This is a genomic window from Streptomyces sp. NPDC030991, assembly GCF_055571235.1.
Map to the genome: position 1 here is coordinate 411,474 of NZ_JBVIFR010000004.1, position 15,652 is coordinate 427,125.

The window sequence follows — 15,652 nt, forward strand, 5'->3', positions numbered from 1 at the left end:
GTCGCACGTCGCCTTCGGAACGGAGCCGAGGGGGCGCAGACGCACTTCAAGTCCCGTAGAAGGCGCTGTCGACGCGTGACTTGTCGGCGTAGGGCCGCAGCACGGCCCGAGCGAGTTGCCCGACGTACCGGCCGAGTGAGCACCTCTTCAGGAGCGAGCAACCGTGGACACCCCTCAGGCCATCGACCCCGCATTGCCGCGCGCCGGCTCTCCCGAGCGGGTCTGGTACACGTCGTACGGCTCGAACACGCACCTCGACCGGCTGGCCGCATACCTGTGGGGCGGCCGACCGGACGGTGCGAGGCGGACTTTTCCCGGTTGCCGCGACACCGCCATGCCGACTCGTTCCCTCCCGGTGGAGCTGCCGGGACGGTTGTACTTCGCTACGGAGTCTCCCGTGTGGGGAGGGGGCCGCGCGTTCTATGACCCGGGGGCGGAGGGGCGCGTGCTGGCGAGGGCGCACCTGGTGACCCCTCAGCAGTTCGCGGACATCGCCGCCCAGGAGATGTACCGGGAGCCGGGCGCTGATCTCGGCCTCGCCGAGGTCCTGGCGACGGGCCGTGCTGTGCTGGGAGAGGGTCGGTACGAAACGTTGGTGTGCGCGGGGCAGATCGACGAGTCGCCCGTGGTCACCTTCACGGCCCCTTGGGACCTGGGCGAGGTGCCTTGGGTGGCGCCGTCCTGGGCCTACCTGCGCCTCCTGGCATCGGGGCTGCTCGCGGCGGGCGCGTGGACGGTTCCGGAGATCGCGGCGTACCTTGCGGCCTGTCCCGGAGCGGAGGGGCATTGGTCCCAGGAGCGCGTGACCGACCTTCTGCGCGCGGAGGACGAGGGACACGGCCGGGGAGGCGCGCGGCGTGGACCGTAGATGCCTCCAGGCGATCTTCCGCCGCCCCAGCGACCCGCCGTCTTTTACGCAGGCCGGGCACTCCCCAGAGCCCCTACGCAGGCCGCCCCGGCCAGGCGCTCGTCCCTACCGCCCTGATGTGAGCCGCGCCGCCGAGGTGACCGTCGAGCGGGCCTCTCGTTCGGTCAGGCCGGTGTCGACCGCGGCCTGCACCAGCGCTGCGGTGAGGGCGGGGCCGAGGCGGCTCTCGTAGGCGCGGCAGGCTGCCCAGAAGAGGCGGGTGTTGCGCTGCCCTTCCTGCGCGTCGAGGACGAACTGGACGAGGCCCACACCGTGCTGCCCCGCGCGCGTGGGTTCGGGATGGCGCGTGCGTGGCGGGGGCGTGAGCAGCCGTAGGAGCGATGGCGGGCAGGGCGCGGGGGACAGGTGGGCCGTGCCGGGCACCGTGGCGTAGACGCCGTGCTCGGTGCGGGAGCCGGGGCCGACCAGGTAGCCGCCGGCGCCGCGGATGTCGATGCCGGGGGCGAGGCGGCCCGCGGAGTTGGGCACCACGATGTGCGGCGGCCCGGACAGCCACAGGTGCCGGCCGCCGCTCGGCGTGGCCACGACCACCGTGTCGGGGATCGTGAACAGATGACGTAAGGCCAGCTCACGCAGGGAAGCGGAGGAATCCGTACCGGTCTTGGTGTCGAGGTCGACGCCGATGAGGTGGTGCGGCGGCAGGCCGCAGGCGATCCCGTATCCGGTCGCCCTGGGTGCGGCGGCGAACAGTGCGCGGACGCGGCGCGGATCGCTCGTCGCGTCGTACACGCCATGGCCGGGGAGGCCGCATTCGCCGTGGCAGCGCGGGGCCGAAGGGGGGTCTTCGCGATGCGGCGAAGGCAGAGCAGGGAGCTTGGTGCGGGAGAGCGGGATGACGGCGAGCCCGCGCGCGGCGGCGGACAGGGCGTGCGCGAGGGCCAGGGTCGCCAGGGATGCGGACGGGACGGAGGGCGGATGCCGGTCGGTGGTGGCCATGGGTCTATTTTCGTACAGACGTTCGAAGGAAGGAAGAGGCCGACCTGCGCGAGGTGCCTATTTATCGAGAATGTGCCGAAACGCTTCACCGCTTGGGAGGGTTGGGCCGCGATCACCCGAAGCCGACATGTTCGGGCTGAGCTGGTGACTTATGAGTGGCAAGCATGTTTATCGACAAGTACTCACGCTTGCGAGCGAAAAGCGGCTTCCGGTCTGGTTCGCCGGGGATTCGATGGGCAACTCTGATCTCGCGACGTCGTGAACATCACCGAGGTGGTCGGCCAACTGCCTTGGAGTAATCCGTACTTGCCGGGTGCCGGACAGCCGTCCGTCCCCCCGGTGTACTGCTTCTGGAGGAAAAGACATGGCTTCCATCCGTACCGCCCGCGTTGTCGCCGCCGTCGCCGCTCTGCCCCTCGCCGCGGCCCTGTTCTCCGGGGTGGCCATCGCCGACAACGGCTCGTTCGCGGACAACGGATCGAACGCGGGGGTGGCGACGGTCAGTGGCAGTGGGGTCGGGCACACCAACAACGGCAACTCGTCGACCACGCAGCAGCAGGCGGTCGGCAACGGCGCCTCGAACCAGAACAACACCGCGCAGGTGAACGGCTCCGCGTTCACGGCGATCCACCAGACCAACGAGAACGTCGTGCTGAACTTCAGCGAACTCTGGTGACGTCACGGTCCCTGTCCGGCAGGGACCTCCTCGGGGTGCGTCACAGTCTGCGCGGCGGTGCTTCGGCACCGCCGCGCAGGCATTTTCCGGGCCTGTGAGCGGCCCGCCGTTCTCCCGGTCGGCCGGCGGCCCGGCCGATCTCTTGACACCCCACGGCATCTGACGGACAGTCAGAAACCCTTGTCCGTCCGAGGTCCGGGAGGGCCGCCGCCGTGCACCTCGCTCCCACCGAGCGCCAGCGCGAGCTGCGCGCCCAATTGCGCGCGTACTTCCGTACGTTGATGCCGCAGGGGCCACCCGCGGCCGACGACACCGGGGCGCAGCGAGAAGTACTGCGCCGCATGGGGGCCGAGGGGCTGCTGGGGCTCGGCTGGCCGGTCGCGTACGGCGGTCAGGGCCGCGGCCCCGACGAACAGTTCGTCTTCTTCGACGAGGCGTACCGCGCGGGCGCGCCGGTCTCCATGGTCACGCTCAACACGGTCGGCCCTACGTTGATGAAGTACGGCACCGAGGCGCAGCGGGCGTACTTCCTGCCCCGCATCCTCAGCGGTGACCTGGTCTTCGCGATCGGCTACAGCGAGCCGGAGGCCGGGACGGACCTCGCGTCGCTGCGGACACGGGCCGTGCGGGACGACGCCTGCGGCGACTGGCTGATCGACGGACAGAAGGTCTTCACGTCGAACGCGCAGAACGCCGACTGGATCTGGCTCGCCTGCCGCACCGACCCGGGGGCCCCCAAACACCGGGGCATCTCGATCGTCCTCGTGCCGACCGACGCGCCGGGCTTCTCGTGGACCCCGATCGAGACGGTCGGCGGACTGGCCACGACGGCCACGTACTACGACGGGATCCGCGTCCCCGGCTCGAACCTGGTCGGCGCGGAGAACGGCGGTTGGGAGCTGATCACCAACCAGCTCAACCACGAGCGGGTGGCGCTCGCCGCGATCGGGATGCAGGCCGAGGACTTCTACGCCCAGGTCCTCACGGCCGCACGCACACCCGATCCAGTGACGGGCGAACGGCGGGTTGACGCTCCCTGGATCAAATCTCAACTGGCCGAAGCACATGCCCGGCTGGCGGCAACGCGCCTGCTCAGCTGGCGTTTGGTGGGGGATGCCGGGGCCGGTGGTCCGGCCCCCGGAGACGCCAGCGGCGTGAAGTTCGCGGGAACGGAATCGGCGGTCGAGACGTATCAGATATGTCAGCAGATCGCGGGTGAGAGCGGGTGGCTGCGGAGGGGATCGTCCGGCGCGTTCGACGCGGGAAGCGGCGATCTCGGGGCGGGGGCCGGGGAGTTGGAGCGGATGAACAGGGCGGCGCAGATCAACACGTTCGGGGGCGGGGTGAGCGAGGTGCAGCGGGAGATCGTCGCCACGATGCGGCTCGGGATGAAGCGGGGCGGACGGTGAGCGGGGTGGCGGGCGCCGGGCAGCGGGCACAGGCGGCGAGCGCGGAGACGGCGCGGGCGGAGAAGGGGCGCGGGGCGGCGGGCGCGGGGCGGGAGACGTTGGCGTACGAGGGGCTGGCGTACGACGGGCTGCGGGCGTTCGAGGGGCTGGCGGCGGCCGCGACGGGCGAGGGCCGGGACCCGGTCAACGCACCGATGATCCGGCACTGGTGCGAGGCCCTGGGTGACACCAGTCCGGCGTACGAGGGACCGGACGCCATAGCGCCGCCGACCATGCTCCAGGCGTGGACGATGGCGGGCCTGGCCGGGGGCGCGGGCCGCTCCGGGCCCTATGACGACCTGCTCTCACTGCTGGACGGCGCCGGGTACACCTCGGTGGTCGCCACCGACTGTGAGCAGGAGTATCTGCGGCCGTTGCGGCCCGGGGACGCGATCACGTTCGACGCGGTGATCGAATCGGTGTCGCCGCTGAAGACGACGAAGCTGGGGACGGGGCACTTCGTCACGACGCGGATGGATGTCCGGGCGGGAGGGCAGCTCGCCGGGACGCACCGGTTCCGGATCCTGAAGTACGCGCCCGCGGAGAGGGGCTCGGCGGTGAAGAAGCCCGAGCAGGCACCGCGCGGAGCGAAGCAGCTCCGGCCCCGGCCCGTCGTGAACCGGGACAATGCCGGGTTCTGGGCAGGCGTCACGGACCACCAGCTCCTCGTCCAGCGCTGCCGCGACTGCGACACGCTGCGCTTCCCCTGGCTGCCGGGGTGCAATGCGTGCGGCGGCCAGGAGTGGGACACGCTCCAGGCGAGCGGCGAGGGCACGGTCTTCAGCTACGTCGTCATGCACCACCCGCCCTTCCCGGCCTTCGACCCGCCCTACGCGGTGGGCCTGATCGAGCTCGCGGAAGGCGTACGCATCGTCAGCAACGTCATCGGGGTGCCCTACGACAAGGTGCGCATCGGCATGCCGGTCAGGCTCGAATTCCTGCGCGTGGACGAGGACTTGGAGCTGCCCGTCTTCCGGGCTGTCGAGGGCGGGGAGGCGGGACATGGACTTCACCCCCACCCCTGAGCAGGCGGCGGCCCAAGGGCTGGCCGCGCGGATCTTCGGCGATCTCTCCACGCCCGAGCGGCTCGCGGAGCTCGGCGGCGCCGCGGACGGCGAGCTGTGGAAGGCGCTGTCGGACGCCGGACTGGTCGGCGCCGTGGAGGAGACCGGGCTGCTCGGGCTCGTACTGATGCTGGAGGAGCAGGGCAGGGTGACGGCGCAGGTCCCGTTCGCCGCGAGCTGTGTGTACGGGTTGCTGGCGGTGGGCGCGCACGGCAGCGCCGAGCAGCGGGAGCGGTTGCTGCCGGGCCTGCGGGACGGTTCGGCGGTGGCCACCGGGGCCCTCCCCGCGCGCGGTGGGATCGCGGTGAGCGCCGCGGACCCGTCCGGGCAGGCGCGACTGACCGGGGCCGTGCCCTGGGTGCCCTGGCTGCGGGAGGCGACGCAGGTGCTGGTGGCGGTGCGGGGCGGGCCCGGCGCCGTTGCCCACAGCCTGTGGATGGTGCGGGCGTCGGACGCGCACTGCGAGCCGGTCGAGCTCACCGCACCCTGGTCGGCGGGGCGGCTCGTGCTCGACGGGGCCCCGGCGGAGCGGGTCGGCGGCCCGCGGGCGTACGAGGAGGTGCGGGCGGCGGCACGGACCGCGTTCGCCGGGCTGCAGGCCGGGGTGTGTGCCGGTTCCCTGGCCAGAGCGGTGCAGCACACGAACCAGCGGGAGCAGTTCGGCCGCCCTCTCGCCACCAGGCAAGCGGTCCAGCTCCGCGCGGCCGAGGCCCATATGGACGTCGAGGCCATCCGGGTCACCGCGTACGAGGCGGCCTGGCGGCGCGACGAGGGGCTCGCGTATCGAAGCCATGCCCTGACCGCGGCCTGGTGGGCGGCCGAGGGTGGCCGGCGCGTCGTGCACACAGGTCAGCATCTGCACGGCGGGACGGGAGCCGACCTCGACCATCCGGTGCACCGGCACTTCCTGTGGGGCCGCCAGCTCGACGGGTACCTCGGCGGCGGCCGCCAGGTCCTGGAGGAGCTGGGCGAGCTGATAGTCGAGGAGGCGGACGCGGACGGGGGCGAGGGCGCGGACCCGGGCGTCGGTGAAGGCAGGGGCGCAGTGGCGGACGCGGGTGTCGAGCGGGCGGAAGGAGAACGCGTATGACCGGGCGTGAGGTGCTGCTGAAGGCGGGCGCGGAGCTGCCGCCGCTCACGATCCCGGTCACCCGGACCCTGATCGTCGCCGGGGCGATCGCCTCCCGTGACTACCAGGACGTGCACCACGACACGGAGCTGGCCCGGCAGAAGGGCTCCCCCGACATCTTCATGAACATCCTCACGACGAACGGGCTGGTGGGCCGGTACATCACCGACCACTTCGGCCCGACGGCCACGCTCAGAAAGGTCGCGATCCGCCTGGGCGCGCCGAACTATCCGGGGGACACCATGGTGCTGACGGGGACGGTGACCGAGGTCGTGGGCGAGGACGGCGGCGACACGGTCCAGGTGAGGGTCGTCGGGAAGAACGGCATCGGCAGCCATGTCACCGGGACCGTGACCGTGACCGTGGCGCGGGCCGAGGGAGGTCCGTCATGAGCGTGCGCACCAGGGACCGGCTGGGCTCCAGGGCAGCGATCGCCGGCATCGGCGCCACCGAATTCTCCAAGGACTCCGGCCGCAGCGAGTTGAAGCTCGCGGTGGAGGCGGTGCACGCGGCGCTCGACGACGCGGGCCTGTCCCCCGCCGACGTGGACGGGCTGGTCACTTTCACCATGGACACCAACCCGGAGATCACCGTGGCGCAGGCCACCGGGATGGGAGAGCTCTCCTTCTTCTCGCGGGTGCACTACGGCGGCGGCGCGGCCTGCGGCACCGTGCAGCAGGCGGCTCTGGCGGTGGCGAGCGGGGTGGCCGAGGTGGTGGTCTGCTACCGGGCCTTCAACGAGCGGTCGGGGCGGCGGTTCGGCTCGGGGGTGCAGCACCGGGAGCCCTCGGCGGAGGGTGCGGCGCTCGGCTGGAACCTGCCGTTCGGGCTGCTCACGCCGGCGTCCTGGGTGGCGATGGCGGCGCAGCGGTACCTGCACACGTACGGGCTGGCCCCCGAGGCGTTCGGCCAGGTCGCGGTGGTGGACCGCAAGTACGCGGCGACCAACCCCGCCGCGTACTTCCACGGGAAGCCGATCACCCTCGCCGATCACGCGGCGTCCCGCTGGATCGTCGAGCCGTTGCGGCTGCTCGACTGCTGCCAGGAGACCGACGGCGGGCAGGCGATCGTCGTCACCAGCGTCGAGCGGGCCCGCGATCTGCCCCGGCCGCCCGCGGTGATCGCCGCCGCCGCGCAGGGCGCGGGCCGTGCGCAGGAGCAGATGACCAGCTTCTACCGGGACGGCCTGACGGGGCTGCCCGAGATGAATGTGGTGGCCCGGCAGCTGTGGCGGACGGCCGGGATCGGCCCCGGTGAGGTGGATGTCGGGATTCTGTACGACCACTTCACGCCGTTCGTGCTGACGCAATTGGAGGAGTTCGGGTTCTGCGCGCCCGGCGAGGCGGCCGGCTTCGTCGCCGAGGAGGCGCTGCCGCTCAATACCCACGGTGGACAGCTGGGAGAGGCGTATCTGCACGGGATGAACGGCATAGCGGAGGGCGTGCGACAGTTGCGGGGCACCGCCGCGAACCAGATACCCGGTGCGGCCACGGCTCTGGTCACCGCGGGCACCGGGGTCCCCACATCGGGTCTGATTCTGCGGTCGGACGGCTGAACCCGGCGCGTCTCCCCGGCCCGCGCGGGTGATCGACCCCTTCACTCGGTCCATGTATCGGCAAAAGATGATCATTGGACTGGTGGTGCTCGTCCTGGGGATCGGCGCGTCGCCGGTGGGCGCGGCGGAGCGGCCGACGGGCTCCCTTCCCTGGGGCCCCCAGGTGCGCACCTTCCACGGCTGGGCGTTCGACGTCTGCAGGACGCCGTCCCAGGACACCATGGGGCGCTGGCGGGCATCCAAGTACCAGGCGGTGGGCGTCTACTTCGGCGGGCGGGGCAGGGCTTGTGCGCACCAGCCCGCGTTGAACCGAAGCTGGACGCGGACGGTGGACCGCATGGGGTGGGGGGTGCTGCCGGTGTACGTGGGGTCGCAGTCGCCCTGTGTCGGAGCGAAGCACAAGAAGGAGGTGCGGATCGGACGGTACCCGTGGTCGCAGGGGACGTCGGAGGCGCGGGACGCGGTGCGCCGGGCCGGGGCGCTCGACATCCGGCCGAGCAGTCCGCTCTACCTGGACATGGAGGCGTACAACCACCACAAGGCGAAGTGCGCGCAGACGACGCTGTCGTTCGTGCGGGCCTGGAACAGGGAGGTGCGACGCCACGGCTACCTGCCCGGCTACTACAGCAGCGCCGATTCGGGGGTACGGCACATGGAGGCGGCGCGCCGGGCGGGGGTGCGGGATCTGCCGTCGGTGATGTGGTTCGCCCGCTGGCACACCAAGCCCGACCTGTACCGCGAGGCGGCGCTCGCGAAGAACGCCTGGCATCCGCAGCGCAGGATCCACCAGTACGCGGGGAACGTGAAGGAGCGGCACGGCGGGCGCACCATGCTGATCGACCGGAACCTGGTGCACGCCCCGGTGGCGCGCATCGGCTGACCGCGAACCCTCAGAGGACCTCATCCTCTCCTCCACCTTCAGGAGGTGGGGTTACCACCCCGCGTACAACCTGAGGGGGAGGTCGCTTCGGGACCTCCGGCCGATCCGCGGAAGGAGGGGCGCTCATAGCGTGGAGCCATGACCGCAACCCTGGCGCCTGTCTGCACCAGCGCATCGGAGCCGGCGACGCGCGCCCCCGCGGGGACGCATGCCGCGCACCCCGCGCACGCAGCACATTCGGCGTACCCGTCCTTCGCGTCGTACGTCCGGGCGCGCCAGCCCGTGCTGCTGCGCACCGCCCGGTCGCTGACCGCGAACCCGTGCGACGCCGAGGACCTGCTGCAGACGGCGCTCACGAAGACGTACGTCGCGTGGGACCGGATCGAGGACCACCGGGCCCTCGACGGGTACGTCCGCAGGGCTCTGCTGAACACGCGGACCTCGCAGTGGCGCAAGCGCAAGGTCGACGAGTTCGTCTGCGACGAGCTGCCGGAGCCGACGACGCCGGCGTCCGGCGACCCGGCCGAGCAGCAGGCGCTGCACGACGCGATGTGGCGTGCCATCACGAAGCTGCCCGGGCGCCAGCGGGCGATGGTCGTACTGCGGTACTACGAGGACCTGAGCGAGGCCCAGACGGCCGAGGTGCTCGGGGTCTCCATCGGCACGGTCAAGAGCGCGGTGTCGCGGGCGCTCGGCAAGCTCCGCGAGGACCCTGAGCTGGTGCCCGCACGCAGCTGAGCGGGGTGTCCGGTGCGGCCGTGCGCTGATCGATCATTCCCGGGAGTAGTGACATACCGAGTGGTATGCGGTGAGAATCGGCGGAACCCTACTGCTCCGTAGCGCCCACCGGGAGGACGCCGTGCTGAGCACGATGCAGGACGTACCGCTGACCGTGACCCGTCTCCTGAATCACGGGGTGCGCGTGCACGGCGCCTCGCTGATCACCACCTGGACGGGGGAGGGCGAACCGCACCGCCGTACGTTCGCCGAGGCGGGCGCCCGCGTGTCCCAGCTCGCGCACGCGCTCCGGGACGACCTGGGCGTCCGTGACGACGACCGCGTGGCGACGCTGATGTGGAACAACGCGGAGCACGTCGAGACCTACTTCGCCGTCCCCGCCATGGGCGCCGTTCTGCACACCCTCAATCTCCGCCTCCCCGCGGACCAGCTGACGTGGATCGTGAACCACGCCGCCGACCGCGTGATCATCGTCAACGGCTCACTGCTGCCGCTGCTCGCGCCCCTGCTGCCCGGCCTGACGACGGTCCAGCACCTCGTCGTCTCCGGCCCCGGCGACCGTTCGGTACTCGAAGGCACCCGGGCCACGGTCCACGAGTACGAGGAGCTCCTCGCCGGGAAGCCGGCCGCCTACGACTGGCCGGAGCTGGACGAACGCCGGGCCGCGGCCATGTGTTACACCTCCGGCACCACGGGGGACCCCAAGGGCGTCGTCTACTCGCATCGTTCGATCTACCTGCACTCCATGCAGGTGAACATGGCCCAGTCCATGGGTCTGACCGACGCCGACACCTCGCTGGTCGTGGTTCCGCAGTTCCACGTGAACGCGTGGGGGCTGCCGCACGCCACGTTCATGACCGGCGTGAACATGCTGATGCCGGACCGGTTCCTCCAGCCCGCGCCGCTCGCCGAGATGATCGAGGCCGAGCGGCCCACGCACGCCGCGGCCGTGCCCACCATCTGGCAGGGCCTGCTGGCCGAGCTGACCGCCAAGCCGCGCGACGTCTCCACCCTCACCCAGGTCACCATCGGCGGCTCGGCCTGCCCGCCCTCCCTCATGAAGGCCTTCGACGACCTCGGCATGCGCGTCTGCCACGCCTGGGGCATGACCGAGACGTCGCCGCTCGGCACCGTCTCGCGGCCGCCGGCCGGGGTCGAGCCCGGCAGCGAGGAGGAGTTCGCGTACCGGCTCACGCAGGGCCGCTTCCCGGCCGGGGTCGAGGCGCGGCTGAGCGGCCCCGGCGGCGAGCACCTGCCGTGGGACGGCGAGTCAGCGGGCGAGCTGGAGGTCCGCGGCAACTGGATCGCGGGCGCGTACTACGGAGGCGCCGGCGCGGACGGCGAACCGCTGCGCCCCGCCGACAAGTTCAGCGAGGACGGCTGGCTCAAGACGGGTGACGTCGGCACGATCAGCCCCGACGGCTACCTCACCCTCACCGACCGCGCCAAGGACGTCATCAAGTCGGGCGGGGAGTGGATCTCCAGCGTCGACCTGGAGAACGCGCTGATGTCGCACCCCGACGTCGCCGAGGCGGCCGTCGTGGCCGTCCCCGACGACAAGTGGGGCGAGCGGCCCCTCGCCACCGTCGTGCTGAAGGAGGGGGCGAGCGCCGACTTCGAGACGCTGCGCGCGTTCCTCGCCGAGAAGGTCGCCAAGTGGCAGCTGCCGGAGCGCTGGACCATCATTCCCACGGTCCCGAAGACCAGCGTCGGCAAGTTCGACAAGAAGGTGCTGCGCAAGCAGTACGCGGCGGGAGAGCTCACCGTCACCAAGCTGTGAGGCGCCGCCTGTAAGCCACCTCTGTAAGCCACCTCTGTACGGCACCTCTGTACGACACCCCTGTGCGGCACCTCTGTACGACACCCCTGTGCGGCACCTACGTGCGGCACCTCCGTAGAACACCGTCCGTGGGGCGCTGTTTCACGTGAAACAAGGGCGGCCCGCAACGGGCCGCCCTTGTCCGGCAGTTGTGTGTCTGTGCTGTGCGTCTGTGCGTCAGTTGGTGCCGATCTTCGCCAGCAGGTCCACGATCCGGCTCTGCACCTCGGTGCTCGTCGACCGCTCCGCGAGGAACAGCACCGTCTCCCCCGCCGCGAGCCGCGGCAGGTCGGCGCCGTCGACGGCGGCCGTGTAGACGACGAGGGGCGTGCGGTTCAGCTGCCCGTTCGCCCGCAGCCAGTCGATGATGCCCGCACGCCGACGGCGTACCTGGAGGAGGTCCATGACCACCAGGTTCGGCCGCATCTGCGCCGCCAGCGTCACCGCGTCGGCGTCGCTCGCGGCCCGCGCGACCTGCATCCCGCGCCGCTCCAGCGTGGCGGTCAGCGCGAGCGCGATCTCCTCGTGCTCCTCGATGAGCAGCACCCGCGGCGGATGCTGCTCGCTGTCCCGCGGCGCCAGCGCCTTCAACAGCACGGCGGGATCGGCCCCGTACGCCGCCTCGCGCGTCGCCTGACCGAGGCCCGCGGTCACCAGGACCGGTACCTCGGCGGCGACGGCGGCCTGCCGCAGCGACTGGAGCGCGGTGCGGGTGATCGGCCCCGTCAGCGGGTCGACGAACAGCGCGGCCGGGAACGCCGCGATCTGCGCGTCGACCTCTTCGCGCGAGTGCACGGTCACCGGACGGTAGCCGCGGTCGCTCAGCGCCTGCTGGGTCGTCACGTCCGGCGCGGGCCAGACGAGAAGCCGGCGCGGGTTGTCGAGCGGCTCCGGGGGCAGCTCGTCGTCCATGGGCTGGGGGTGCGGCCGGTTGGCGATCTCCACCGCGCCACCCGGGCCGTCCAGCGGCTCGGGCCCTTCGTCGGCGTCCTGGTCGGGCGCGCCGATCGCATAGGAACGACCGCGGCCCTCCGAGGAGTTCGGCGACAGCAGAGACGGCTGAGGCTGAGGATGCTGCCGAGCCGTCGTCCCCCGCGGCGGGGTCGGCGGGGTCGGCCCGGTCGGCGGCGTCCCACCGGCGGGGTTCTGCGGCGTCCCGCCCGGCGGGGTCTGCGCCGTGCCTTGCGCGGGCGTCTGCGTGTCGGGGGCGTCGGACTGCTCCTGCCGGGTGCCCAGCCTGCGCCGCCGCCCGGAACCGCCGCCCTGGGTCTGTCCCTCCGGCGGCACGCCCTGCGACGGCGTGGCCCCGGGACGGGCCGTCGGCTGCGCCGGGGCGGGGCCCTGCGGACGCCGCTGCTGGTCGGCGGCCTGCCGTCCGAACGGGACACCCTGCCCCAGGGTGCGCACGCTGAAGGCGCGGCCCTGCGTCGAGTTCGTGTCCCCGGACGGCTGCTGCGGAGCCTCGGCGGGCAACGGCTGAGCGGCACGGGGCGGCCGCGGCGCGTTCTCCGGCGGCAACGGGGCCGGGGCGGGCGTCCCCTGCGGGGGCGTGCCCTGCGCCGGGTGCGGCTGCGGCGGCGTGTGATCCTCCGCCGGGTGCCCCGCGGAGGCGTCGTGCCGCTGTGCCTCGTCCGGCAACGGCAAGGGCTGCGCGCCGCGGTCCTGCACCGCGTGACCGGCAGGCGTGCCCTGCGGTACGCCTGCGCCGGGTGCGCCCTGCGGTACGCCTGCACCGGGAGCCCCCTGCGGTACGCCTGCGCCGCCTGCGCCGGGTGCGCCGGGTACGTCGGTGGGGGCGGAGGCCGGGGCCGGGGCGGGGTGGGGCTGGGTCGGCGGGGCTGCCTCGGCTGGGGCCGGTTCGGTCGTCCGGTCGGCCTGCGCGGGCGGCAGCGCGAACACCTCGCGGGGCGCCGCCGTCTCGTCCGTGGCCGGGGACGCCTGCGCGGTGCCGAGCGCGCGCCGCGCCCGGCGGCCCGAAGGCTGCCCGGCGCCGGCGCCGGCGCCGGTCCCCGCTCCCGCCAACTCCAGCTCGCCGTGGCCTGCCTGGCCATGGCCCGGGCCGGCCTGCCCGGCCCCTTGCGCGGAACCCGAGGGCAGGGCGGGCAGCGCCGCCTGCTCCGGGTCGCCCGCACGCCTGGCCCGCCGCCCGCTCGGCGCGGGCACGCCCTGCGGCGGCACCGTCTGGCCGAGCGCCGGGGAGCCCGCCGCGTGTTCGGCCGCCGTCATCACGGAACCCTCGGCCGCCGCACCGCCCTGCGCGGAGCGCGCCCGGCGCCGTCCGGTACCCCCGGCAGGACCCTCGGGCCCGTCCGCCGTCGGCTCGGGAAGCCCGGGCCGCGGGTCGTGCTGCGCGTCGTACCGCGTCCCGTGCTGCGTCTCGTTCTGTGTCTCGTTCTGCGGGTCGTTCTGTGTGTCGTTCTGTGTGTCGTGCGGCAGGTCAGGCCGCGCGACGACCCCGGGCTCCTCGGGGGCGCGCCGCCCGCGCCGCCGGCCCGTACCGCCGGAGGTCGGCTCGCCGGCCGGCAGCCCGCTGTCCAGGAACGAGTCGACGGAGGGCCCCGAGGCCCGCCGGGCCCGGCGCCGCCCGCCTGCCGCGCCGGCCTGCTCGGGAAGGTTCGGGGTGGCCTGGGCGCCCGGCCCTGCGACGAGCCCGGTGCCCGGCTCCGTGGCCGATCCGGCGAACGGCTCCATCTGCCCGCCGCCCGGCTCCGTGACCGGCTCGGCGAACGGCTCGACGGGGGCCGCGACGACCCCCGCACCACTCCCGATCGGCACTTCGAGCACATACGCGCTGCCGCTCATGCCGGGCATCTCGTGCGTCTGCAAGACACCGCCGTGCGCCCGCACGATGCCCTGGACGATCGGTTCGTGCACCGGGTCGCCACCCGCGTACGGGCCGCGCACCTCGATGCGTACGCTCTCGCCGCGCTGTGCGGCGGCCACGACGACGGTCGAGTCGACGTAACCGGCACCGGAGGGGACGCGCGCGTTGCCGGTGGCGTCGATCCCGGCGACATCGGCGATCAGGTGGGCGAGCGCGGTGGCGAGCCGGCCCGCGTCGACCTCGGCCTCGATCGGCGGCGCGTGCACGGCGAACTGGACGCGCCCGGGGCCGATCAGCTCCACGGCCCCGTCGACACCGGCGGCGACGACGGCGTCCAGCATCACCGGCGTACGGACCAGCTGTTCGCCGCCCGCGTCCAGGAGCTGGTAGGCGAGCACGTTGTCGACGAGGGTCGTGATCCGCGAGTAACCCGCGGAGAGGTGGTGCAGGACCTGGTTCGCCTCGGGCCACAGCTGTCCGGCGTCGTCCGCGGCGAGCTGCCCCAGCTCGCGCCGCAACTCGTCGAGCGGCCCGCGCAGCGACTGGCCGAGGACGGCGAGCAGTTGCGTGTGGCGCGCGGCCAGCTCCTCGAAGCGGTCCTTCTCCCGCTCGGCGAACGCGGCGCCCCGCTCCCGCTCGGCGGAGAGCTCCTCGGCGTGCTTCTCGCGGGTCGCGGCGAGTTCCGCGGTCAGCTCGTCGCGGGTCGTGGCGAGTTCGGCGGCCAGTTCCTCGCGTACGCGCTCCAGCTCGGCGGCGCGCTCCTCGCGCTCCAGCTCCGCGGCCTCGTCGCGCCGGGCCAGCTCCTCGGCGTGCTCGGTGACCAGCTTGTCGTAGGGGCGCCGGTCGGTGAAGGTCATGACGGCGCCGACCAGTTGGTCGCCGTCGCGCACGGGTGCCGTCGTCATGTCGACGGGCACCTTTTCGCCCTTCTTGTTCCACAGGACCTGGCCGCGGACCCGGTGCTTGCGCCCGGAGCGCAGGGTGTCGGCGAGCGGCGATTCGGCGTAGGGGAAGGGGTCGCCCTCGGGCCGCGAGTGCAGGACGAGCGGGTGCAGTTCCTGTCCGCCGAGATCGCTGGCGCGGAATCCGAGGATCTGCGCGGCGGCCGGGTTGACGAGAACGATCCGGCCGTCCGTGTCGGTGCCGACGACCCCCTCGGCGACGGCCCGCAGAATCATCTCGGTCTGCCGCTGCGAGCGGGCCAGTTCGGCCTCGGTGTCGAGAGTCCCCGACAGGTCGCGGACGACGAGCATCAACAGTTCGGAGCCGCTGTAGGAACCGCCGCCCACGCTGTACGGGTCCACGGCGTCCCGGGCGCCGTCGGCGACGTTCGCGCTGGTCACCTCGACGGGGAACTCGCTGCCGTCGGTCCGCCGGGCGATCATCCGCGTCGGCTTCGTGCGCCCGCGCTCGTCGGTCGCGGTGTCGGGGCTGCGCATCGATCCGGGGATCAGCCGGGAGTCGAACTCCGGCAGCAGATCGAGCAGTCCACGCCCCACCAGGGCGGTGCCCGGGGTCTCGAAGGTCTCCAGGGCGATGGAGTTGGCGTTGACGACCGTCCCGTTGGTGTTGACCAGCACCAATGCATCGGGGAGCGCATCGAGTATGGCTGCGAGGCGAGCAGCGCCTCGGGATGGCCTGCTGCTCACGACGAC

At 72.8% G+C, this 15,652-nt stretch carries 12 protein-coding genes; 10 read left to right on the plus strand and 2 right to left on the minus strand.

All coding sequences use genetic code 11. The features are described 5' to 3' along the window. Positions 1 to 163: 163 nt before the first annotated feature. Complete coding sequence (locus ACZ45E_RS10550; RefSeq protein WP_468218963.1) at positions 164 to 868, plus strand: histone deacetylase; 705 nt, start codon at positions 164 to 166, stop codon at positions 866 to 868. 105 nt (positions 869 to 973) lie between these two features. Here ACZ45E_RS10550 and ACZ45E_RS10555 read toward each other — a convergent pair whose 3' ends face one another. Beyond that, the gene (locus ACZ45E_RS10555) at positions 974 to 1,864 is read right to left on the minus strand and encodes a bifunctional DNA primase/polymerase (RefSeq protein ID WP_468218965.1); all 891 of its coding nucleotides are present in this window, start codon (positions 1,862 to 1,864) and stop codon (positions 974 to 976) included. Positions 1,865 to 2,228: 364 nt separating this feature from the next. Between ACZ45E_RS10555 and ACZ45E_RS10560 the strand changes: the two genes are divergently transcribed. From ACZ45E_RS10560 to ACZ45E_RS10600, 9 genes are all read left to right on the plus strand, one after another. Further along, positions 2,229 to 2,540, plus strand: a complete 312-nt coding sequence (locus ACZ45E_RS10560; protein ID WP_468218968.1) for a hypothetical protein — start codon at positions 2,229 to 2,231, stop codon at positions 2,538 to 2,540. A 212-nt stretch (positions 2,541 to 2,752) separates the two neighbouring features. Then, a complete protein-coding gene (locus ACZ45E_RS10565; RefSeq protein WP_468218969.1) occupies positions 2,753 to 3,949 on the plus strand; it encodes an acyl-CoA dehydrogenase family protein in 1,197 nt (398 codons plus the stop codon). 5 nt (positions 3,950 to 3,954) lie between these two features. Then, positions 3,955 to 5,013, plus strand: a complete 1,059-nt coding sequence (locus ACZ45E_RS10570; protein ID WP_468219217.1) for a bifunctional MaoC family dehydratase N-terminal/OB-fold nucleic acid binding domain-containing protein — start codon at positions 3,955 to 3,957, stop codon at positions 5,011 to 5,013. After that, on the plus strand, positions 4,991 to 6,142 hold the full coding sequence (locus ACZ45E_RS10575; protein WP_468218971.1) for an acyl-CoA dehydrogenase family protein: 1,152 nt from the start codon (positions 4,991 to 4,993) through the stop codon (positions 6,140 to 6,142). Before ACZ45E_RS10570 ends, ACZ45E_RS10575 begins: the two co-directional genes overlap by 23 nt. Further along, the gene (locus ACZ45E_RS10580; RefSeq protein ID WP_468218974.1) at positions 6,139 to 6,573 is read left to right on the plus strand and encodes a MaoC family dehydratase; all 435 of its coding nucleotides are present in this window, start codon (positions 6,139 to 6,141) and stop codon (positions 6,571 to 6,573) included. The genes ACZ45E_RS10575 and ACZ45E_RS10580 overlap by 4 nt, the downstream gene beginning before the upstream one ends. Beyond that, positions 6,570 to 7,736: a lipid-transfer protein gene (locus tag ACZ45E_RS10585; RefSeq protein WP_468218976.1), complete on the plus strand. Its 1,167-nt coding sequence runs from the start codon at positions 6,570 to 6,572 to the stop codon at positions 7,734 to 7,736. The genes ACZ45E_RS10580 and ACZ45E_RS10585 overlap by 4 nt, the downstream gene beginning before the upstream one ends. A gap of 67 nt (positions 7,737 to 7,803) precedes the next feature. Continuing rightward, on the plus strand, positions 7,804 to 8,616 hold the full coding sequence (locus ACZ45E_RS10590; protein ID WP_468218979.1) for a DUF1906 domain-containing protein: 813 nt from the start codon (positions 7,804 to 7,806) through the stop codon (positions 8,614 to 8,616). A 138-nt stretch (positions 8,617 to 8,754) separates the two neighbouring features. Beyond that, positions 8,755 to 9,354 (plus strand): SigE family RNA polymerase sigma factor, encoded by a 600-nt coding sequence (locus ACZ45E_RS10595; RefSeq protein ID WP_468218981.1) that lies wholly within the window; start codon positions 8,755 to 8,757, stop codon positions 9,352 to 9,354. A 133-nt stretch (positions 9,355 to 9,487) separates the two neighbouring features. Beyond that, positions 9,488 to 11,134 (plus strand): long-chain fatty acid--CoA ligase, encoded by a 1,647-nt coding sequence (locus ACZ45E_RS10600; protein ID WP_468219219.1) that lies wholly within the window; start codon positions 9,488 to 9,490, stop codon positions 11,132 to 11,134. Between the two features lie 216 nt (positions 11,135 to 11,350). Here the strand turns inward: ACZ45E_RS10600 and ACZ45E_RS10605 are convergent, their stop codons facing one another. Beyond that, positions 11,351 to 15,646, minus strand: coding sequence for a hybrid sensor histidine kinase/response regulator (locus ACZ45E_RS10605; RefSeq protein WP_468218984.1), 4,296 nt, complete (start codon positions 15,644 to 15,646; stop codon positions 11,351 to 11,353). Positions 15,647 to 15,652: the final 6 nt, after the last annotated feature.